We start from the raw sequence: 20,827 nt of genomic DNA, 5'->3' as shown, positions 1-20,827 counted from the left end.
CGCCGGTTGCGCGGAAGGTCCTTCGGGCGCCCGCCGCGAGGAGGAGGGAGTCGGCCGTCCAGATCCGGTCGACGGGAGTGCCGTCGTGGGCGATCACACGGAACCGCTGACCCTGCAGGTGGACGTTGTGCAGATCGGAAATTGAACTACGGACCACGCTCGACTCGATGCCCTATACGCTCGGAGATCACCCCCCCCTGAGACCCCGAACCGCGCTATGGAGAGGACAGGTCGCAACATGGTGACCGAGACGAGCCGCCCTTCCCTCGACAACGGCCACAACACGGTCGACCAGGGGCATGCCCTTCGTCTGGCCGACGTGACCAAGGTGTACGGCAGGAACGGCCGCGGCGTCCGCGCCCTGGACGGGGTCTCCGTGGGGATCGAGCGCGGCTCCTTCACCGCGGTGATGGGCCCGTCGGGCTCCGGCAAGTCGACGTTCCTGCACTGCGCGGCGGGCCTCGACAAGCCGACCACGGGCCGGTCCTACATCGGGGACACTCAACTCAACGACATGGACGAGACCCAGCTGACGAAGCTGCGCCGCCGGCGCATCGGTTTCGTCTTCCAGGCGTTCAACCTCATCCCGTCCCTGTCGGTCCGTCAGAACGTCGAGCTGCCACTGCGCCTCGCGGGCGAGAGCCTCGACGAGGACTGGCTCGACGAGATCCTCGGCCGCGTCGGCCTGGGCGGCCGGGCCGCCCACCGGCCCGCCGAACTCTCCGGCGGCCAGCAGCAGCGCGTCGCCATCGCCCGCGCCCTCATCACCCGGCCCGACGTCATCTTCGGCGACGAGCCGACCGGCGCCCTCGACACCGTGACCGCCAAGGAGATCCTCTCCCTGCTGCGCGCCTGCGTGAACGAGACCGGCCAGACCGTCGTCATGGTCACCCACGACCCGGTGGCCGCCTCGCACGCCGACACCGTCCTCTTCCTGGCCGACGGCAAGATCGCCGGACAGCTGGACGCCCCGACCGCCGACCTCGTCGCCGAGCGCATGACACACCTGGGAGCGTGGGCGTGATGCTGCGCTACGCACTGCAGACGCTCAAGGCCAGGAAGGGCGGCTTCATCGGCGCCTTCCTCGCCCTGTTCTGCGCCGCCGCCCTGGTCACCGCCTGCGGCATCCTCCTGGAGACCGGTCTGCGCGGCACCATCGCCACCGAGCGCTACGCCGCCGCCCCGGTCATCGTCGGCGCCGACCAGAACGTCCACCAGACCACCATCAAGAAGAAGAAAGACAAGATCAAGGAGAAGCACAAGGCGAAGCCGCTGGCCGAGCGGGTCTGGCTCCCAGCGGGGACCACCGAGGTCCTCGCCGGCCTGCCCGGTGTACGCAAGGCGGTGCCCGAGACGAACTTCCCGGCGTACGCGGTCGGCCCCCAGGGCCAGATCGTGCCGGGCATCGACGGCAAGCCGTCCTACGGCCACGCCTGGTCCTCCGCCGCACTGACGCCGTTCGAGCTGACGGACGGCAGGGCGCCCACGGGCGCCGACGAGGTCGTCCTCGACCGGGAACTCGCGGCCCGCACCGGCCTCAAGACCGGCAGCAGCCTCGTCGTCCAGTCGACCGGTGCCCCGACGACGTACAAGGTCAGCGGCATCGCGGCGGCCAAAGACGGCGACCTGCACCAGCAGTCCTCGCTGTTCTTCTCCGACGTGACAGCCCGCGACCTCTCCGGACGGGCCGGCCAGGTCGCGACCGTCGGCCTGCTGCCCAAGCCCGGCGTCTCGGCGAGCGAACTCGCGGACCAGGCCAAGAAGGCCCTCGTCGGCAACGGCCGCAGGTATGCCGTCGCCACCGGTGGCGAGCGCGGCCCCATCGAGTTCCTCGACGCGGGCAACGCCCGGGTCAAACTCGTCTCCATGGGCGGCGCCATGGGCGGTACGTCGCTGCTCGTCGCGATCCTCGTCGTCGTCGGCACGTTCGCGCTCTCCATCCAGCAGCGCTACCGCGAACTCGCCCTGCTGCGCGCCATCGCCGCGACCCCCAAGCAGGTCCGTCAGCTGATCGGCCGCGAGGCCCTGATCATCGGCGGCCTCGCGGGCGGACTCGGCTCGGTCGCGGGTCTGCCCATCGCGTACTGGCTGCACGGCAAGTTCATCGACTTCAAGGCCATCCCCGACACCCTCGAACTCACCTTCAGCTTCGTGCCGTTCACCGCCGCCGTCGGCGCGGCCCTGCTCGGGGCGTGGGTCGCGGCCCGCATCGCCGCACGCCGCACCGCCCGCATCCGCCCGGCCGAGGCCCTGTCCGAGGCGTCCATGGAACAGCACCACTTCGCGTGGGGGCGGCTCGGCATGGGGATGCTCGTCCTGGCGCTCGGCATCGGTGTGGTCGTCCTGCTGGGCTTCCTGCGCACCGAACCGGCCTCGCAGCCCGTCACGTTCCTGTCCGTCGTGGTCCTCGCCGTCGCGGTCTCGCTGCTCGGCCCGGTCATCGTCCGCGTCGCCGTCGCGATCCTCGGGATCCCTCTGAAGTTCTCGCGCGTCGGTGGTCACCTTGCGACCGCCAACGCCCGGGCCAACGCCAAGCGGATGGCCGCTGCCGTCACCCCACTGGTCCTGCTCATCGGCATGGCCTGCACCGTCCTGTTCGTGCAGACCACCATGGGCGACGCCGCCACGGCCCAGGCCGAGGCGGGCAACAAGGCGGACTGGGTGGTCGCTTCGAACGGCCCCGGCGTCCCCGCCGAGGCGACGGACGCGCTGCGCGCCGTACCGGGCGTCACCCAGGTCACCGAGATCGTCCGGACCCAGGTCCGCGTCGGCCTCGACAAGTACTCCGCGCAGGGCATCTCCGCGCAGGGCCTCACCACGAACTGGGACCCGGACGTCTCCCGGGGCAGCCTCAAGGGCTTCGGGGACAACAGCATCGCGATGAGCGACGTCTCCGCCGACCACCTCGGCAAGAAGCCCGGCGACACGCTCAAGGTGACGCTCGGCGACGCCACCGTGGCCGAACTGAAGGTCGCTGCCGTCTACGAACGGGGTCTGGGATTCGGCGACCTGACCATGTCGCACGACCTGGTCGCCCGGCACGTCGACAACCCACTCGCCTCCTCCGTCCTCGTCAAGACGGCCGGTGACGGCAAGGCGGGCCGCGAGCAGTTGACCGGCGCCCTCAAGCGATTCCCGGGTATCGGCGTCCTCGACCGCACCCAGGTCGACGACCTCCAGGCCGACGTGCAGCAATCCAACGCCGAGGTCAACTACCTCGCGATGGGCCTGATCATCGCGTTCACCGCAATCGCCGTGGTCAACACCCTGGCCATGTCGGTCTCGGACCGCACCCGTGAGTTCGCCCTGCTGCGGCTCGTCGGCACGACCCGTCGCCAGGTGATGTCGATGCTCAGGATCGAGTCCGCCCTGATCGTTCTGGTCGCCGCGGTGCTCGGCACGGCCATCTCGCTCGCGGTGCTCACCGCCTTCAGCGTCGGGATGACGGGCGTCGCCCAGCCGTCTGTCGACCTGCCGATGTTCCTCGGGGCCCTCGGCTTCGCCGCGGTGCTCACCGCGGTGGCAACGCTGGTCCCTGGCCGCGTCGCACTCGGCGGACGCCCGGAGGACGTCATCAGCGCCCAGCAGTAGGCCGAGGGCATGACCTCAGCACCTCACAGATGCAAGGGAGTTCACTTCCACGGCTCCAGCCCGCTACATTCTCCACACCCAAGCCGCTGACCAGCGCTGATGAAGAAGTTCGGCTGGAGTACTCCAGTCCGGCTCGATACCCTGGTAGCTCACGAGCCGGCCGAAAGATGGGCTCCGTGCCATCGTCGTGACTCCGGGGGCACGCCGCGGACCGGGCCGGGCACACGAGACGGCGGCCATCCGCGAGGCCTGCACCAAGCTCGGCACCGAGCACCTGGTCGGCATCACCCTCTATGTGCTCGCCCATCCGTGCCCCATGTGCCTGGGTTCGCTGTACTACTGCTCCCCCGACGAGGTCGTCTTCCTCACCACCCGCGACGCATACAAGCCGCACTACGTCGACGACCGCAAGTACTTCGAACTCGACACCGTCTACGACGAGTTCGCCAAGGACTACGGACAGCGCCGGCTGCCTGTGCGCTACGACCCGCAGGACTCCGCCGTCGACGTCCACCAGCTGTGCAGGCGTACAACGGCGGCAACCGGCGAATCGAAGGAGCACCGACCGTCTGAGCGTCAAGGCCCCGGTGTCCGTCCGCCGGGGCGGCAGGTCCCGCCGGGTGAGCGTGGCCGGACCGGCCGCCCTCGGCCGGCCCGACCACGCCCGGCCGGCCCGGCCACGCTTGGCCCAACACCCGCCACACACCGTGACGGAGTCGCCCGACGCGATCACGGCAGCGGTACAGGACAGGCTGGTCTCGCGGGCGGCCGGTCGCGTACTTCGGCCGTGATGGGGAACAACTCCTCTACGAGAGGTCGGCAGAACCTCGTGACCGCACGAGCCGACGCGCTCGGACCATGTCCATCGCACGCCGCGTCCCACGGGTCCACGCGATGTCATGCCGGGCACGCCGTACGGCAGCCGGAGGTTCCGCCCTCCGCAGAGCCGTTCCTCGGAGGAGTTCTCCGATGACCACCACATTCAAAGTCACGTCTCTGTCGCCCGCACACCGCGACCATCTCCTGAGCCTTGCCGAAAACGTCTTCTTCCCCGCCGGGCACCGGCTCTTCGAGGAACCATGACTGCCGACCACTTCTGGATCATGAAGACGGGCACCGTGACCCTCGACTCACAGCTTCCGCACCGGCGTCGCACGGAAATCGAGTCCCTGGGGCCGGGCGAGCTGATCGGGCTGTCCTGGCTCTTCCCGCCCTTCGAGTGGGAGCTCGGAGCCGAGACGGTGAGCCCCGTTCGCGCTTACCAATTCGACGCATCCCAGATCCGCGCGCTCTGCCGGTCCGACCCCGAGTTCGGATTCGCGATCAGTCAATGGGTCGGCCTGGTACTCACCCAACGACTGCACGCGACGCGCGGTCGGCTGCTCGACCTCTACGAATCCGCCGCGCGGGCCTGAGAGTCCCGTCCCGGGGTTCTGGGAGTCTCGGGCCCCGAAGGTCCCGACGTATCGCCCATGGTCGCGCCGGGCACCGTGGGAGTACGCCGGACCGCCGTCCGGGGGACAGAGGCGGGAGGTCGGTGCTGCCGGAGTCGGTGTCCCGGAGTCGATGCTCCCACCGCGTCAGTCGTCGGACACCGTGAAGAAGCCGCCATCCGGGTCGCGGATGAGGAAGGCGTCCTTCGCGGAACCGGCGAGCGAGGCAACCGGTGAGGAGTCGCCCCCGGCCTCGATGGCGGCCGCGGCGGCCTTTTTGCCGTCCTGGACGTGGAAGTCGACGATCCAACGGGGCCTGATCTTCGGGTCCGGGGCAGTTTCGATGCCTCCGCCGCGCAGAGTCGCGACGGTGTGTCCCGCGAGCTGGACGAGGACGTGGTCCTGCGCGTAGTCGACCGTGCAGCCGCCCGGCGGCTGGGCCCAGTCGAAGACCTCGGCGTAGAAGATGGCAGCCTCGAACGCGTGGCGGGTCTGCAGGTCGAGCCGGGCGGCGGCGCTGCCCCGCCCCACTGACCAGGCCAGGGCCGGGCCCTCCCAGAAACCGAAGATGGCCCCGTCCCGGTCGGCGGCGAGAGCGGCGCGCCCCGCGCCGATCTTGAGCGGACCGATCGCGAGCGTGGCGCCGCGTTCCCGGACCCGGTCGGCCGTCTCGTCGGCGTCCCGGACGGCGAAGTACGGGGTCCAGACGGTGGGAGGGCCGCCGGGTGAGCAGGCTCCGATTCCGGCGACGGGTTCGCCGTGCGCCATGGCGACGGAGAAGTTGTTCCCGAGGGTGCTGGCACGGAATTCCCAGTCCATGACCTCGGTGTAGAAGGACTGCGCCGCGTGCAGGTCGCGTGCCATCAGGTTCACCCAGCAGGGCGCCCCGGCGACCGGCATGATCCGTTCGAGGGCCGGCATTCGATGCTCCTTCCGGTGAACAATTCGTCCGGGTCACGGGTGGCGAGGCGTGGCCCGGACTTCAGGCTTTGGTGGTGCGGCCGCTCAGCAGGTCCCGTACGCGGTCCACCAGCCCCGCGCCGGGGGCGAGCAGTTTGTTGGCGGGCGGGGTGTCGGGGAGCAAGGGGTGCGGGCGGGTGGGAGCCGTCCCCTTGGACCGGCGCACCAGCTCTCCCAGCTCGTCCAGCTTCTCGGGGGAACAGGACGCCTCGAGCTTCGGAAACAGGTCGTGCTCCTCCTCGTCGATGTGGGAGGTGACCTCCGCCTTCAGCTGCGCGACGGTGTCGTCGAACTGCGGATCATTGGCGTGCATGCCTTCGAGGTCCTTGAGCAGCTGCTCGACCTGGGCGTGTTCGTCGAGTTCCTCGGCCGCCAGTCCCTTTCCGTCGCGGACGTTTCCACGAAGGGCCGGGAACAGGTGCATCTCCTCGGCCACCGAGTGCCGCACCAGCTCCGCCGTCAGCCGGTTCGCCAGTACACGCCGCTGGGGATGATCGACCGGCTGTGCCTCGATCCGGGCGAAGAACTCCTCCACCTCACGGTGATCGGCCGTGAGTTCGGCGATCACGTTGCCGCTGTGGACCATGACGGTCCCTTTCTCAGGTCGGGTTCGTCGCGCCTCGGCGCGGGGTGCGGGTGCTTCGGTCCGTTCCCGTAGCCGGCCGTGCGCCTTCGCCACTCGGCCGACGAGGGGCTGTGGAGGACGAATCTCAGGTCGGGCTCATGCCCTCACCGTGTACCCGGCGCAACATCACCGCACTCCGGAGCCGCTGCGTCCACGCCCGATCCCGCATTGCCGCCCGCACGCCGCGGCCACCGGCTCGACACCCTGTCGACGCCTGCCGAACGGCGGGAGCCGCCGACCGCCTCACCCGTACCGCGGACATCGTCACCGACTCGATCCGCCCATGCGCTTCGGCTCCATCCGGTTGTAAAATGTCGTCCAAAGGATGACAAATGCTATGTCATGCGGACGATGACGGGCAAAGGAGGCAGCGATGGCGCGGGCAGTGGGCATTGACCTGGGAACGACGAACTCCGTGGTGTCCGCGCTCGAGGCCGGCGAGCCGACGGTCATCGCGAACACCGAGGGAGCGCGGACCACTCCGTCGGTGGTCGCCTTCGCGAAGAACGGCGAGGTGCTGGTCGGCGAGGTCGCCAAGCGGCAGGCGGTGACGAACGTCGAGCGCACGGCGCGGTCGGTCAAGCGGCACATGGGGGACGCTCATTGGCGTTTCCCCGAGTCCGGCGACATCGACGGCAAGCAGTACACCGCGCAGGAGCTCTCCGCCCGGGTGCTGCAGAAGCTGAAACGGGATGCCGAGGCGCATCTCGGGGAGGACGTCACCGACGCGGTGATCACCGTCCCGGCGTACTTCAACGACGCTCAGCGCACCGCGACCAAGGAAGCGGGACAGATCGCGGGCCTGAAGGTGCTGCGGATCATCAACGAGCCGACGTCCGCCGCACTGGCGTACGGCCTGGACAAGGAGAACGACCAGACGATCCTCGTCTTCGACCTCGGTGGCGGCACGTTCGACGTATCGCTGCTGGAGATCGGCGAGGGCCTGGTGGAGGTGAAGGCGACCAACGGTGACACCCACCTCGGTGGTGACGACTGGGACCAACAGGTCGTCGACCACCTGGTGAAGCAGTTCAAGAACGGTTACGGCGTGGACCTGTCCAAGGACAAGATGGCGCTCCAGCGTCTGCGCGAGGCCGCGGAGAAGGCGAAGATCGAGCTGTCGTCGGCGACCGAGACGACGATCAACCTGCCCTACATCACGGCGTCGGCCGAGGGCCCGCTGCATCTGGAAGAGAAGCTGACGCGTGCACAGTTCGAGCAGCTCACGGCGCCTCTGCTGGAGCGCTGCAAGGGTCCGTTCCACAACGCGGTCAAGGACGCCGGGATCAAGGTGTCGGACATCGATCACGTGATTCTGGTGGGCGGTTCGACGCGGATGCCGGCGGTGACCGAGCTGGTGAGGGAGCTGACCGGCAAGGACCCGCACAAGGGTGTGAACCCGGACGAGGTCGTCGCCATCGGTGCCTCGCTCCAGGCCGGTGTCCTCAAGGGCGAGGTCAAGGACGTCCTGCTGCTCGACGTCACCCCGCTGTCCCTCGGCATCGAGACCAAGGGCGGCATCATGACGAAGCTCATCGAGCGCAACACCACGATCCCGACCAAGCGCTCCGAGATCTTCACGACGGCCGAGGACAACCAGCCGTCCGTCCAGATCCAGGTCTACCAGGGCGAGCGCGAGATCGCGGCGTACAACAAGAAGCTCGGAATGTTCGAGCTGACCGGCCTGCCGCCGGCCCCGCGTGGCGTCCCGCAGATCGAGGTCGCGTTCGACATCGACGCGAACGGCATCATGCACGTCACCGCCAAGGACCTCGGCACCGGCAAGGAGCAGAAGATGACCGTCACCGGCGGCTCCTCGCTACCGAAGGACGACATCGACCGCATGATGCGCGAGGCCGAGCAGCACGCGGAGGAGGACCGTCGGCGCAAGGAGGCCGCCGAGACCCGCAACCAGGCGGAGGGCCTGGTCTACCAGACCGAGCAACTGCTGCGGGACAACGCCGACAAGATCCCGGCGGATGTGCGTTCCGAGACCGAGGCCGCTGTGGCCGAGCTCAAGGAAAAGCTCAAGGTCGAGTCCGCCGAGGGCGACAATACAGCCGAGATCCGTACCGCCACCGAGAAGGCGGCGGCGGCCGCGCAGCGGATCGGGACCGCCCTGTACGCGCAGGCGCAGGGCAGCCAATCCACTGGAGGCGGTACGGCCGGCAGCGGCACGCCCGGAGGCACGGGCACCGGTGAGGAGGAGGTCGTCGATGCGGAGATCGTCGACGACGAGAAGAAGGGAGGCACCGGATGAACAAGAACCCGCACCTCCGGCATCAGAGCGAGCGGCCACTTGTGCTGGTGCGCGACTGGCGCGGGCCCGCCCCGGTCACCCTTCCGTCCCGGCGCCGCCGGGACGCGGGGACCGATCGGGCGCGAGCGGGAGCCGAAGGTGCACGGCCGGACGAGGCACGCATGCATGACGCACGGCTGGACGAGGCACGACCGCGTGAGCAGATCGCGGAGTTGACCGCGGACCTGCAGCGGCTGAAAGCCGAGTACGACAACTACCGCAAGCGGGTGCGCCGCGACCGCCTGGCGATACGGGAGATCGCCGTGGTCAATGTCCTCACCGGTCTGCTTCCGGTCCTGGATGTCGTGGAAGAGGTCCGCCGGCAGGGCGACGACCACGGCGCGGCGGCTGTTCTCTCCGGCACGCTCCAGGACCGGCTCGCCGCCCTGGGCCTGCGGACCGTCGGTGCGGCGGGTGAGCCCTTCGACCCCCATGCCCACGAGGCGATCACGTACTACGCCTGCGGCGGGGCCCGTGAGGCCGTATGCACCGAGGTGCTGCGGCACGGCTACCGGGTCGGCGACCACCTCCTGAGACCGGCCCAGGTGGCGGTGACAGGGCCCGACTCCGCCGCGTAGCCCCGCGGTGCCGGCGGATGAAAGGAGCGCTCGGTATGAGCCAAGCGGAATCCTTCGGCGCCGGCAACGACGCGCCCGACGCCCGGTTTGAGCAGCCGACCGGCGTACTGGACGCGGTCCGTGCGGCGGTGGTGGCACTGGACGCCGCCGGGCGGATCGTGTTGTGGGGCCCGCAGGCCGAGAAACTGTTCGGCTACTCCGCACAGGAGGTGCAGGGCCGAAACGCGGCATTGCTGCTGGTCCATGAGGCGTACATGGATCTGGTGGCCGGCAAGTGCGAGCAGATGGTGGAAACCGGCGAGGGCTGGGTCGGTGTCTTTCCCGTCCGGCACAAGGACGGTGGTACGCGGTCGGTCGAATTCCGCTGCGCACGACTACCGGTGGGACAGGGGGAGTTCTACACCCTGGGCATCGTCACGGACGCGTCGAAGCTGCGTGAAGTGGAACGGGACGTGGCGTTGTCCACGCAGCTGATCGCCCAGTCGCCGATCGGGTTGGAGTTGCTGGACACCGATCTACGGTATGTCGCCGTCAATCCGGCGATGGAACGGTTGCACGGCCTGTCCGCCAAGGACCACCTCGGCCGGGGATTCCGCGAAGTCCTGCCCTCGGTCAGTGTCGACGCGTCCGAGGCGGCTGTCAGGGAAGTGCTCAAGACCGGAATCCCGCAAGTCGACAAGTACACCATTGGCCGCACCCCGGCCGACCCCGATACCGATCGTGCCTGGTCCGTCTCCGTCTACCGGCTGGAGGATCCCCACGGCGAAGTGCTGGGCGTCGCCACGTCGGTGGTGGAAGTCACCGATCGGTACGGCGCGATCACGGCGGCGGCCCAGGCCCGGCAGCGTCTGGCCCTGGTCGCCGAGGGCTCCGCCCGTATCGGCACCAGCCTGGAGATGGAACAGACGGCCCGCGAGCTGGCCGATGTCGCGGTGCCCGAACTCGCGGACGTCGCGGTCGTGGACGTACTCGACTCCGCCCTGGACGACCGCCGCCCCGCGACACCTGCCAACGGCCCGGTGCTCTTTCGCACCCTCGCCGTGGAGGCCGGCTGCCTCACCGAGGCGGCCGCCGCCGTGGGGAGGCCCGACGACCTGGTCAGCTACGACGCCAATCGGCTGCCCACCCAGTGCGTACGGACCGGCCGCCCCGTCGTCGTGAAGCACGTCGACGACTGGGATCTGGCACGCATCGCCCGTGACCCCGGATCTGCCGCGGTCCTGGCCGGCGCCGGGATCCATTCGTATCTCGCGATCCCCCTGGCCACCCTGGGCGGGGCGTTCGGCGTCCTGAGCCTGATGCGCGGCCGCAATCCGGCCTCCTTCACCGAGGACGACGTCACTCTGGCGGGCGAGCTGGCCGGCCGGACCGCGGTGTCCCTCGACAACGCCCGCCTGTACCAGAGCGTCCGCAACACCGCGGTGACGCTCCAGCGCAGCCTGCTGCCGCAGCCTGCGCCGCCCGAGCTTCTGGAGGTCGCCACCCGCTACGAACCGGCCGGAACCTCGACGGAGGTCGGCGGCGACTGGTTCGACGTCATTCCGCTCGCGAGGGACAGGACCGCGCTCGTGGTGGGCGACGTGATGGGCAGCGGCATCGACGCGGCCGCCGCGATGGGCCGCCTGCGCACCGCCACCGCCACTCTGGCCGGCCTCGACCTGCCGCCCGCCGAGGTGTTGCGGCACCTCGACAGGATCACCGCGGGTCTGGAGCCGTACATCGCCACCTGCGTCTACGCGGAATACGACCCGCACAGCGACCGGTGCCACATTGCCGCGGCCGGACACCTGCCCCCCGCGCTGACCCGCACCGGTCAGCGCCCCGAACTGCTCGACCTGCCCACGGGTGCGCCTCTCGGGGTCGGCGGCGTCCCCTTCGAGGCGGCCACCGTCCCCCTGCATCCCGGTGATCAACTGGTTCTCTATACCGATGGGTTGGTCGAAACACGCCGTGTTGCCATCGACGAGCGCCTGAACGTCCTGCTCGACGTGCTCGACGGCCCCGGCCGCTCGTTGGACGAAATCTGCGACCGGCTCCTGGACACGCTGCGCGATCCGGACGATCACGACGACGTGGCCATACTCATCGCCCGTCCCCGACCGCGCCCCTGAGTGCGACCGGGACCGACGTTCCGCAAGTAGTGCGGTCGGGACCGGGCGGCTCCCTCCCTGGGGTGCCGTCCGGTCCCTGTCCTGTCGGGTGGTCAGGTCGTGTCGGGGTCGATCACGGCCCGGCCCTTGGCGCGCCGGCCGACAACGGCCGCAGCCGCGACCGCGCTGCCCGCGAAGGCGAGGGCGACCATCCATGGCTTGTTGAAAACGTGCCGGGTCGCGTGGTCGACGGAGTACCGGCCGGGTCCGATCAGGCCGACCGCCGCGGCGGTGAAGCCGAGGAAGGCCGGGTACTCGTAGCCACCGCCCTGGGCGAAGAATCCGGCGGGCGCGTGGACGGCCACGGCACCCGCCATCGCCCCGGCCGCGGCCGCACCGGCCGCCGGGGTGGCGAGGCCGAGTGCCAGCAGTGCACCGCCGCCCGCCTCGCCGAGCCCGGCGGCGACCGCACTGTGCTTCGGCGGGTGGAAGCCCATGGCCTCCATCGCGGCGGTGGTTCCTTCGATGCCTCCGCCGCCGAACCAGCCGGCCAGCTTCTGGGTGCCGTGCGCGGCCAGTACCGCGCCGGTGCCGACGCGCAGGACGAGCAGGCCGAGGTCACGCCGGTCGAGGCAGGCCATGGGAGTCTCCGCGGGGTTCGGGGGCGAGTGGGGCAGGGGTCCGGGGCCGTGCGTGGGAGCCGGACACGCCACCCGATGCGCCGTGGCGGGCGGGTGCCGCGGTTCCACTCTCCGTGACGCGAGGTGCCGACGGGCCCTGGTGTTACGCCGTCCGGGGGACGACCGCACGCGCGGCTCTGCGACGAACACCATTATGCAACTTGTTGCACAATGGTGTTCCCCTGGTCTACAACTGGCGCAACGACACTGCGTGAGGAGCCGCCGCATGAGCCCGTACCCGAATCTGCTGAGCCCGCTCGACCTCGGGTTCACCACTCTCCCCAACCGGGTGCTGATGGGATCCATGCACATCGGTCTGGAGGAGGTCGAGCGCGGCTTCGAGCGGATGGCCGCCTTCTACGCGGAACGTGCGCGGGGCGGTGTCGGCCTGATGGTCACCGGCGGGATCGCCCCGAACGCCCGGGCCTGCTCCTTTCCCGGCGGCGCCAAGATGACCACCGAGGCGGAGGCCGAGCAGCACGCACAGGTCACCGCCGCCGTGCATGGGGCGGGCGGCCGGATCGCCATGCAGATCCTGCATTTCGGCCGGTACGCGCACCATCCCGATCTGGTCGCGCCCAGCGCGATCCAGGCACCGATCAGCGCCTTCACTCCGCACGCCCTCGACGACGACGAGGTCGAGGAGACCATCGAGGACTTCGCCAGGGCCGCGGAGCTCGCGCGTCGTGCCGGGTACGACGGTGTCGAGATCATGGGCTCCGAGGGCTATCTGATCAATGAGTTCATCGCCGCCGCCACCAATCGGCGCACCGACCGCTGGGGCGGCTCGTACGAGAACCGCATCCGGTTTCCCGTCGAGATCGTGCGCCGGGTCCGTGAGCGGGTCGGCAGCGATTTCATCCTGATCTACCGGCTCTCCATGCTGGATCTGGTGCCCGGCGGTTCTTCACTGGAGGAGGTCGTGCGGCTCGCCCGCGAGATCGAATCCGCCGGCGCGACGATCATCAATACGGGTATCGGCTGGCACGAGGCCCGTATCCCCACCATCGCCACGTCCGTGCCTCGCGGCGCCTACACCTGGGTCACCGCGCGGGTGCGCGGTGCCGTTTCCGTACCGCTGGTGACGAGCAACCGCATCAACACACCCGAGGTCGCCGAGGAGATCCTCGCGTCGGGCCGGGCGGACATGGTGTCGATGGCCCGGCCGTTCCTCGCCGACCCGGACTTCGTCGTCAAGGCGGCCGAGGGCCGTGCCGACGCGATCAACACCTGCATCGGCTGCAACCAGGCCTGCCTGGACCACGTCTTCAGCGGCCGGGTCACCTCCTGTCTGGTCAATCCGCGCGCCTGCCACGAGACCGAACTCACCCTGTCACCGACCCGTACCGTCAAGCGGGTCGCGGTCGTGGGCGCCGGGCCCGCCGGTCTCGCGTGCGCGGTCTCGGCGTCCGAGCGCGGGCACGAGGTGACTCTCTTCGACACGGCCCAGGAGATCGGCGGGCAGCTGAACGTGGCGCGCAGGGTTCCCGGCAAGGAGGAGTTCAACGAGACGCTGCGCTACTTCCGTACCCGGCTCGCGGAGGAGAACGTCGAGCTGCGGCTCGGCACGCGGGCCACGGTGGATGTCCTCGCGGGCTTCGACGAGGTCGTCCTCGCCACCGGTGTCACGCCCCGCTCCCCCGCGATAACGGGCCTGGACCACCCCAGCGTGGTCGGCTACCTCGATGTCCTGCGCGACGGGGCGCAGGTCGGTGACCGGGTCGCGATCATCGGAGCGGGCGGGATCGGTTTCGACGTCGCCGAATTCCTGACCGACTCGGGCGATGCGGCGAGCCTCGACCCCGAGGTGTTCTTCCGGCAGTGGGGCGTCGACACCGGCTACCGCGACCGGGGTGGTCTCCGCGCCCCGGAGCGTCCGAAGACGCCGCGCACCGTCCACCTGATCCAGCGCAGGACGGGCAAGGTCGGTACGGGACTGGGGAAGACGACCGGCTGGATCCACCGCACCGAGTTGCGTCACCGCGGCGTGACGATGATCGCGGGCGCCGCCTACGACCGGATCGACGACGACGGACTGCACCTCACGGTCGACGGCGAACAGCATCTCCTGCCGGTCGACACGGTGGTGCTCTGCGCGGGCCAGGAACCGCGCCGCGAGCTCCACGAGGAGTTGCTCGCGGCGGGGCGTCCCGCCCATTTGATCGGCGGCGCCGATGTGGCCGCCGAGCTGGATGCCAAGCGCGCGATCCGCCAGGGCACGGAGCTCGCGGCTTCGCTGTGACGGAACCGTGCAACCCCGGCCCGGGGGTTCACGGCCGGCCCGGCCCCTCCGTCATGGGGCCACGGCCCGGCCGTCCCTAGGATGCACCCCATGTCACTGCCGTACGCGATCCTCACCGCCCTGCTCGAAAAGCCGTCGTCGGGGCTGGAGCTGACCCGTAGGTTCGACCGGTCGATCGGCTATTTCTGGTCCGCCACGCATCAGCAGATCTACCGCGAGCTGGGGAAGCTGGAGCAGACCGGGCAGATCCGGGTACTGCCCTCGAAGCACCCCGCCCGTGGGCAGAAGAAGGAGTACGAGGTGCTGCCCGCGGGCCGGGAGGCGCTGTCCGCATGGGTGGCCCGCTCGGAGGACCCCAAGCAGATCCGGGATCCGCTGCTGCTGCGCATGCGGGCGGCAGCGGTCGTCGGCGCGCCCGGGCTGAACGCGGAGCTGCGCCGGCATCTGGGGCTGCACCGTCGTCAACTGGCGGACTATCTGGAGATCGAGCAACGTGACTTCCCTCCTGAGCGGAAGTCCGAGGAGGACCGGCTACGGCATCTGGTGCTGCGTGGCGGCATCGATCTGGAGAACTTCTGGATCGGCTGGCTGACGCGGGCACTGGCCGAGGATGGGACCGAGGAGCCGAGCTCGCCTGGCTGCTGAGGACGGCACCACCGGCCGGCGGGTGACCAGGTGGGGGTTCGCACGGCTCGGGTCAGCGGGTGGGTTGTTCTTGTACGTGACACTTCGGCCGGTGAGTGTCACGTCTTCGCGAAACGTCTCCGGGCCAGGAGTCGCCTCCACGCCTTACGGCCCGCCCACCGGGGTCCGGACCGATTCCGGGTGCAGCGCCGGCTGGTCCAACGGTCCCAGGCTCCCGATCACGAGCCGTGTCGGTGAACCGGTCCCCCGCTCGGCCACGGCCCGGTCGGTGGCGGCCGGGGCCGCCGTCTGTGCGCGGCTGAGCAGGATCACGCCCCGTACCGCCGCAGCCGTGCCCAGCAGCGCCAGGACCAGGCTGATCGTGCCGCCCTGGAGTCGTTCGCCGAGCAGGGCCAGGCCGATGGCCGCCGCGGCAACCGGATTGGCGAGGGTGACGACGGCCAGCGGCGCGCCCAGTCCGCCCCGGTAGGCGGTCTGGGCCAGCAGCAGCCCGCTCATCGCGAACGCGGAGACCAGGACCGCGACGATCAGCACACGCCAGCTGAGCAGCGGGCCGGTGTGGTCGGTGACGGACACGGTAAGGGTCTGGGTGAGCGCGGAAGCGACACCGGAGGTGATACCGGACGCCGCCGCGTGCCGCAGACCGGGCCGCGCTCCCGGGCGGCCGAGTCCAGCGACGACGGCCATGGTCCCGGCTCCGACGGCCAGCGCTTCGGGGAGGCTGAGTGTCTCGTGCGGGGCAGTGCCGCCCGCGGTCATCAGCAGGGCGCCGAGACCCAGCAGGGTGAGGATCGTGCCGCGCCATTCGATCCGGGTGACCCGGCGTCCTGCGGCCCTGGCTCCCAGCGGGACGGCGGCGACCAGGGTGAGGGCGCCGAGCGGCTGGACGAGCGTGAGCGGGCCGTACTTGAGAGCCGCGACGTGCAGCAGCGCACCACCCGCGTTCAGACCGACCGACCACCACCAGGCGCCGCGCCCGAGCAGTCTCAGGAATCCCGCGCCGGGTTCGGTGCGCTCGGCGAGGCGGGCCTGCGCCACCGCGGCCGAGGCGTACGCGGCGGCGGAGACGAGGGACAGCGCGACGGCGATCGAAGTGGCGTTCATTGCCGGGCCCCGGACGAGGCGTACGAGGACGCGGGGCGCGCCCGCGGTGCGGCGTAGGCGGTCGCCGCGACGGGCTCGGCGGGCCGGGGCACGGCCGCCGGCGCGGGCGCGCTCGCCGAGGACGGCCACGGAACGTGTGCGCGTACCGGCTCCGTCCGCCGGAGCGGCAACGCCGCGAACGCCAGGGCGAGAAGCGCGGAGACCACGATCGAGTCGAGCCAGTAGTGGTTGGCCGTGCCGACTATCACGAGCAGGGTGACGAGCGGATGCAGCAGCCACAGCCAGCGCCACCGGCTGCGGGTGGCGACGATCAGCCCCACGGCGACCATCACCGCCCAGCCGAAGTGCAGCGAGGGCATCGCAGCGAACTGGTTCGCCATCGAGTCGGTCGCCGGCGCCGCTCCGTACACCGTCGGCCCGTACACCTGGCCGGTGTCGACCAGTCCGGTGGCGGCCAGCAGCCGCGGCGGGGCGAGCGGGAACAGCAGGTGGAGGGCGAGCGCGGCACCGGTGAGCGCGGCGAGGATGCGGCGCGACCACACGTAGTGGCGCGGGCGGCGCCAGTAGAGCCACACGAGGAAGAGCAGCGTGGCCGGGAAGTGCACGATCGCGTAGTAGGTGTTCGCGAGGTGGATCAGCGTCTCGTTGTGCAGGAGCAGGCTCTGTACCGCGCCCTCGCCCGGCAGGTGCACGGACCGTTCGAAGTCCCAGACGTTTCCGGCGTTGCGGTATGCCTCCTCGACGTGACCGGTCGCGGCCTGCCGGCCGAGCTTGTAGATCACGAAGAGTCCCACGACGAGAAGTAGCTCGCGGACGAGGGGCGGTCGGGCAGAACTGTCCGGCTCCCGATCTGCGGGCCCGCTACCGGCGTGCCTCATCCGGTGCCCCTTTGCTGACGAAACGGTGTTGCGGCGGCACGGTCCGCCCCGCGCCATATCGATACGACAGTGTACCGATACGCGAACGTATCGGTACACATGCGTTTCGGTACACTGGCGTATCGATGGACCTCGTCGCAGAGTCACTGAGAGGGAAAGCACATGTCGCCGCAGGAAGCCGCGCGGGAACAGGCACACACGCCACGCCGCTCGAAGATCACGCCCGAGCGGGCGCAGGAGCTCTACGCGGCCGTGCTCGACATCCTGAGAGAGTGCGGCTACGAGGCCCTCACCATGGAGGGGGTCGCCTCACGGACGCGCTGCGGCAAGTCCACGCTCTACCGGCAGTGGGGCTCGAAGCCCGAGCTGGTCGTGGCGGCGCTGCACGGCACCCGGCGAGTGCTGCTGCCGAAGATCGACACCGGCACACTGGCGGGGGATCTGCGCGAGGCGGCCCGGGCCATCGGTACGGCCGCGCGCCGCGACACCCCACTGATGCACGCGCTCAGCCATGCCGCGCTGCAGAGCCCCGAGCTGCTGTGTGCGCTGCGCGAGGCACTGATCGTGCCGGAGATCGCGGCGATCGATGCGATGGTCCGGCGCGGCGCGGAGCGCGGCGAGATTCCGGCGGACACTCCCGCGGCGGAGTTCGTCTCCGTGCAGCTGCTGGGCGTGATGCGTGCCAGGCCGATGCTGGAGGGGAAGTACGCGGACGAGGCATACCTCACCCGCTTCGTGGAGAGTGCCGTCCTTCCCGCACTTGGACTGGGCGCACCCGCGCCGTAGTCCCGAGAAACGTGGGTCGCCGTCCGAGCGGATGACGACGACCCGCTCGCGCCGCACCGTGGGGACGGGGGCGGCGTACCACCCGGGCGGCCGGTGACTCCTTCGAGAGCCACCGGCCGTCCGCGTTTCGCTGCCGCACCGGCCCCAAAGTGGCGGCGCAGCCGAGGTCGGCAGCGACGGGTGATGCCGCGAGGCCGGGGTGCCGAAGTCGGGCAACGCACAAGCGCTCATTCTCGTCCTCTTGACGATATAGACCGCCTCCCCTTATCGTCCCCATGACGAGAACAAGGGGGATCCCGGCATGGCCGATATCACCAGGCGCTTCGGCTGGCGCCATCTGCGCTCCGCGCCCACCGCCCACATCCGCCACCACAAGCGTGGCCGGCTCGCCCACGACGGACCGGGACTGAGCTTCTGGTATCGGTCGCTGACTGCCGCGCTCTCCGAAGTACCGGTCAGCGACCGCGAATTGGCGATGGCCTTCCACGCCCGTACGTCCGACTTCCAGGACGTCACCGTGCAGGCCACCGTGACGTACCGGATCAGCGACCCGGCCGAGGCCGCCGCCCGCCTCGACTTCTCCGTGGACCCGGACACCGGGGTCTGGCGTGGCGCGCCGCTGGAGCAGATCGCCACGCTGCTCACCGAGACCGCCCAGCAGCACACGCTGGACGTACTGGCCCGTACGGCGCTCGCAGAGGCGCTGGTCGACGGTGTCGCATCGGTACGCCACCGGGTCGCGACAGGGCTCGCCGCCGAACCCCGGCTTCCCGCCACCGGCATCGACGTGGTCGCGGTGCGGGTCGTCGCCATCCGCCCCGAGGCCGAGGTGGAGCGGGCCCTGCGCACCCCCGCCCGTGAGCAGATCCAGCAGGAGGCGGACCGGGCCACCTACGAGCGCCGTGCCGTGGCCGTGGAGCGGGAACGGGCCATCGCCGAGAACGAGTTGGCCAGCCAGATCGAACTGGCGCGCCGCGAGGAGCAGTTGGTCGAGCAACGGGGCACCAACACCCGCCGCGAGGCCGAGGAGAACGCGGCGGCCGACGGGGTGCGCGCCGAGGCCGAGGCAGCCCGCAAGGTGCGGCTGGCCCGGGCCGAGGCCGAAGCGGCACGCGAGGTCGGCGCCGCACGCGCGCAGTCCCAGGCGGCCTGGCTGCGGGTACACGGCGACGTGGACGCCGCAACCCTGCATGCCCTGGCAGCGACCACCCTGGCCGAGAACCTGCCGCACATCGACAGCCTCACCGTCTCCCCCGACGTCCTCACCGGCCTGCTCAGCAAGCTCGGCCGGGCCACCCCGGAGTCCCGGGCATGAGCCTCGCCCCGCGCGCGGTCCTGGTCCACCGCACCACGGAGTACGAGGAGTTGCTGGCCCGGCACGGCACCCACGGCCAGGCCGCGTTCTTCCTGTCCAGCCGCGGCCGGTCCATCGACGAGGTGGCCCGGCGGCACCGGCACACCCGGCAGGCGCTCGCCGATGTCGCGGCGGCCGTACCGCTCCAGTGGCGGCAGTCCCGGGTGGAGCGCGCCGATCTCGACCGCTTCCTGTTCGCGCCCGAGGATGTGGTGGTCGTCGTCGGACAGGACGGGCTGGTCGCCAACGCCGCCAAGTACCTGTCCGGCCAGCCCGTCGTCGGCGTCGACACCGACCCCGGACGCAATCCGGGCGTGCTCGTACGCCACCGGCCGTCCGACGCGGCCGCCCTGCTCCGGGCGGCCGCGTCCCCCGGCGGCCCGGCGGAGGAACTCACCATGGTCGAGGCCGTCGCCGACGACACCCAGCGCCTCCTCGCCCTCAACGAGATCTATCTCGGCCCGCCCGGCCACCAGACCGCCCGCTACCGGCTCGGCCCCGACCAACCCGATGGCGCCCCCGCCGAACCGCAGGCCTCGTCCGGCGTCCTGGTCGGCACGGGCACCGGCGCCACGGGCTGGCTCCGCTCCCTGTGGCAGGAACGCCACAGCGCCCTGCGGCTCCCGTTCCCCACCGACCCGCGGCTGCTCTGGTTCGTCCGCGAGGCCTGGCCGTCGCCCACGACCGGCACCTCGCTGGTCGAGGGCGAACTGCGGCACGGACAAAGGCTGAAACTCGCCGTCGAGTCCGACCGGTTGGTGGCCTTCGGCGATGGAATGGAGGCGGACGCACTGGAACTGACATGGGGCCAGACCGTACGGCTCGGCATCTCGGCGACCTCGCTGCGACTGACCGTCTGACGGCCGAGGCGGAAGGCGAGGCCGCCGTGACGTCCGCCGAGAGGGAGAGTCGGTGACGGTCACTACGGCAGCGGACCGGCCGCAGCGAAGAATCGACCGTACGTAGGCTTTCCCCGCGTACACCGGACTGCCGGGGCCCCGCGCCCCTGGCACCCCACGCCCACCCGCAAGGAGCAGCATGAACACCACGCCCACGGACGCCCTCTCCCGCAACGCCCGTCCGCCGTTGGCGCAGGCGGCGCTCGGCGTGGGCGTCATCGTGCAGGACCCCCAGGGGCGCGTGCTGCTGGGCAAGCACCGCGGTGGGACCTGGGAGCTTCCCGGCGGCAAGGTCGACCCGACCCACGAGTCGATCGCCGCGGCGGCCGTCCGTGAGCTCCGCGAGGAGACGGGCCTCGAGGTCGAGGTGGCCGACGTGACGGTTTTCGCCATGCTTCATGACGTGATCGCGGGGATCAACCGGGTGTCGATGGCTGCTGTGGTGACCCTGGAGTCCGGGAACCCGCGAGTGACCGAACCCCATCTGATCAGCACCTGGCAGTGGATCGCGCCGGACTCGCTGCCGCGGCCGTTGTTCGGTCCCTCGGCACAAGTACTCGCGGCCTGGCGCCCGGATCTCTCGATCGAGCACCCTCCGGCGCACCTGCTGACTGTCTCGGCCACCGGAGACGGAGCGGGCGCGACCCGCTGACGGGACACCCG

The 20,827-nt window shown here is 70.5% G+C and carries 17 protein-coding genes and 1 pseudogene; 13 read left to right on the top strand and 5 right to left on the bottom strand.

Annotation, left to right across the window (positions count from 1 at the left end; genetic code table 11):
• Positions 1-238 precede the first annotated feature (238 nt).
• From OG306_RS36270 to OG306_RS36255, 4 genes and pseudogenes are all read left to right on the top strand, one after another.
• Entirely contained in the window at positions 239-1,024 is a 786-nt protein-coding gene (locus OG306_RS36270) for an ABC transporter ATP-binding protein (protein WP_266750663.1), read from the top strand.
• Positions 1,024-3,591 carry an ABC transporter permease gene (locus OG306_RS36265; RefSeq protein ID WP_371666104.1) on the top strand — a complete coding sequence of 856 codons (2,568 nt, stop codon included), beginning with the start codon at positions 1,024-1,026 and terminating at the stop codon, positions 3,589-3,591. Before OG306_RS36270 ends, OG306_RS36265 begins: the two co-directional genes overlap by 1 nt.
• Positions 3,592-3,778: 187 nt before the next feature.
• A complete protein-coding gene (locus OG306_RS36260) occupies positions 3,779-4,564 on the top strand; it encodes a deaminase (RefSeq protein ID WP_327349162.1) in 786 nt (261 codons plus the stop codon).
• Positions 4,561-5,006: pseudogene (locus tag OG306_RS36255) on the top strand (Crp/Fnr family transcriptional regulator). The gene OG306_RS36260 and the pseudogene OG306_RS36255 overlap by 4 nt, the downstream one beginning before the upstream one ends.
• A 165-nt stretch (positions 5,007-5,171) precedes the next feature.
• On the opposite strand, the gene OG306_RS36250 reads toward OG306_RS36255, so the two are convergent.
• On the bottom strand, positions 5,172-5,945 hold the full coding sequence (locus tag OG306_RS36250) for a VOC family protein (RefSeq protein ID WP_266750659.1): 774 nt from the start codon (positions 5,943-5,945) through the stop codon (positions 5,172-5,174).
• Between the two features lie 61 nt (positions 5,946-6,006).
• Complete coding sequence (locus OG306_RS36245) at positions 6,007-6,570, bottom strand: hemerythrin domain-containing protein (RefSeq protein WP_266750658.1); 564 nt, start codon at positions 6,568-6,570, stop codon at positions 6,007-6,009.
• A 412-nt stretch (positions 6,571-6,982) separates the two neighbouring features.
• Between OG306_RS36245 and dnaK the strand changes: the two genes are divergently transcribed.
• The 3 genes from dnaK to OG306_RS36230 are packed head-to-tail and all read left to right on the top strand — an operon-like array spanning position 6,983 to position 11,597.
• Positions 6,983-8,869, top strand: coding sequence for a molecular chaperone DnaK (gene dnaK, locus OG306_RS36240; protein WP_266750657.1), 1,887 nt, complete (start codon positions 6,983-6,985; stop codon positions 8,867-8,869).
• On the top strand, positions 8,866-9,486 hold the full coding sequence (gene grpE / locus OG306_RS36235; RefSeq protein ID WP_266750656.1) for a nucleotide exchange factor GrpE: 621 nt from the start codon (positions 8,866-8,868) through the stop codon (positions 9,484-9,486). The genes dnaK and grpE overlap by 4 nt, the downstream gene beginning before the upstream one ends.
• 35 nt (positions 9,487-9,521) lie before the next feature.
• The gene (locus OG306_RS36230) at positions 9,522-11,597 is read left to right on the top strand and encodes a SpoIIE family protein phosphatase (protein WP_371666103.1); all 2,076 of its coding nucleotides are present in this window, start codon (positions 9,522-9,524) and stop codon (positions 11,595-11,597) included.
• A gap of 92 nt (positions 11,598-11,689) precedes the next feature.
• Here the strand turns inward: OG306_RS36230 and OG306_RS36225 are convergent, their stop codons facing one another.
• Positions 11,690-12,217, bottom strand: coding sequence for a DoxX family protein (locus OG306_RS36225; protein ID WP_266750653.1), 528 nt, complete (start codon positions 12,215-12,217; stop codon positions 11,690-11,692).
• Between the two features lie 265 nt (positions 12,218-12,482).
• Here OG306_RS36225 and OG306_RS36220 point away from each other — a divergent pair, with 265 nt between their 5' ends.
• Together OG306_RS36220 and OG306_RS36215 are read left to right on the top strand one after the other, a co-directional pair.
• Positions 12,483-14,498, top strand: coding sequence for an NADPH-dependent 2,4-dienoyl-CoA reductase (locus tag OG306_RS36220; RefSeq protein ID WP_266750652.1), 2,016 nt, complete (start codon positions 12,483-12,485; stop codon positions 14,496-14,498).
• A 90-nt stretch (positions 14,499-14,588) separates the two neighbouring features.
• Positions 14,589-15,143, top strand: a complete 555-nt coding sequence (locus OG306_RS36215; protein WP_266750651.1) for a PadR family transcriptional regulator — start codon at positions 14,589-14,591, stop codon at positions 15,141-15,143.
• Positions 15,144-15,287: 144 nt separating this feature from the next.
• Here the strand turns inward: OG306_RS36215 and OG306_RS36210 are convergent, their stop codons facing one another.
• Together OG306_RS36210 and OG306_RS36205 are read right to left on the bottom strand one after the other, a co-directional pair.
• Positions 15,288-16,247: a DMT family transporter gene (locus OG306_RS36210; RefSeq protein ID WP_266750650.1), complete on the bottom strand. Its 960-nt coding sequence runs from the start codon at positions 16,245-16,247 to the stop codon at positions 15,288-15,290.
• Positions 16,244-17,125, bottom strand: a complete 882-nt coding sequence (locus OG306_RS36205; protein ID WP_266750649.1) for a phosphatase PAP2 family protein — start codon at positions 17,123-17,125, stop codon at positions 16,244-16,246. The genes OG306_RS36210 and OG306_RS36205 overlap by 4 nt, the downstream gene beginning before the upstream one ends.
• A gap of 162 nt (positions 17,126-17,287) precedes the next feature.
• Here OG306_RS36205 and OG306_RS36200 point away from each other — a divergent pair, with 162 nt between their 5' ends.
• The 4 genes from OG306_RS36200 (at position 17,288) to OG306_RS36185 (ending at position 20,816) form a co-directional block, all read left to right on the top strand.
• On the top strand, positions 17,288-17,911 hold the full coding sequence (locus OG306_RS36200; protein ID WP_266750647.1) for a TetR/AcrR family transcriptional regulator: 624 nt from the start codon (positions 17,288-17,290) through the stop codon (positions 17,909-17,911).
• A gap of 301 nt (positions 17,912-18,212) precedes the next feature.
• On the top strand, positions 18,213-19,226 hold the full coding sequence (locus tag OG306_RS36195) for an SPFH domain-containing protein (protein WP_266750645.1): 1,014 nt from the start codon (positions 18,213-18,215) through the stop codon (positions 19,224-19,226).
• On the top strand, positions 19,223-20,125 hold the full coding sequence (locus tag OG306_RS36190; RefSeq protein ID WP_266750643.1) for a hypothetical protein: 903 nt from the start codon (positions 19,223-19,225) through the stop codon (positions 20,123-20,125). The genes OG306_RS36195 and OG306_RS36190 overlap by 4 nt, the downstream gene beginning before the upstream one ends.
• 178 nt (positions 20,126-20,303) lie before the next feature.
• The gene (locus tag OG306_RS36185) at positions 20,304-20,816 is read left to right on the top strand and encodes a nucleotide triphosphate diphosphatase NUDT15 (RefSeq protein WP_266750642.1); all 513 of its coding nucleotides are present in this window, start codon (positions 20,304-20,306) and stop codon (positions 20,814-20,816) included.
• Positions 20,817-20,827 lie beyond the last annotated feature (11 nt).

The sequence above is a fragment of the Streptomyces sp. NBC_01241 genome, assembly GCF_041435435.1.
Classification (GTDB): Bacteria; Actinomycetota; Actinomycetes; order Streptomycetales; family Streptomycetaceae; genus Streptomyces.
This window is presented reverse-complemented; position numbering and strand designations above follow the sequence as displayed.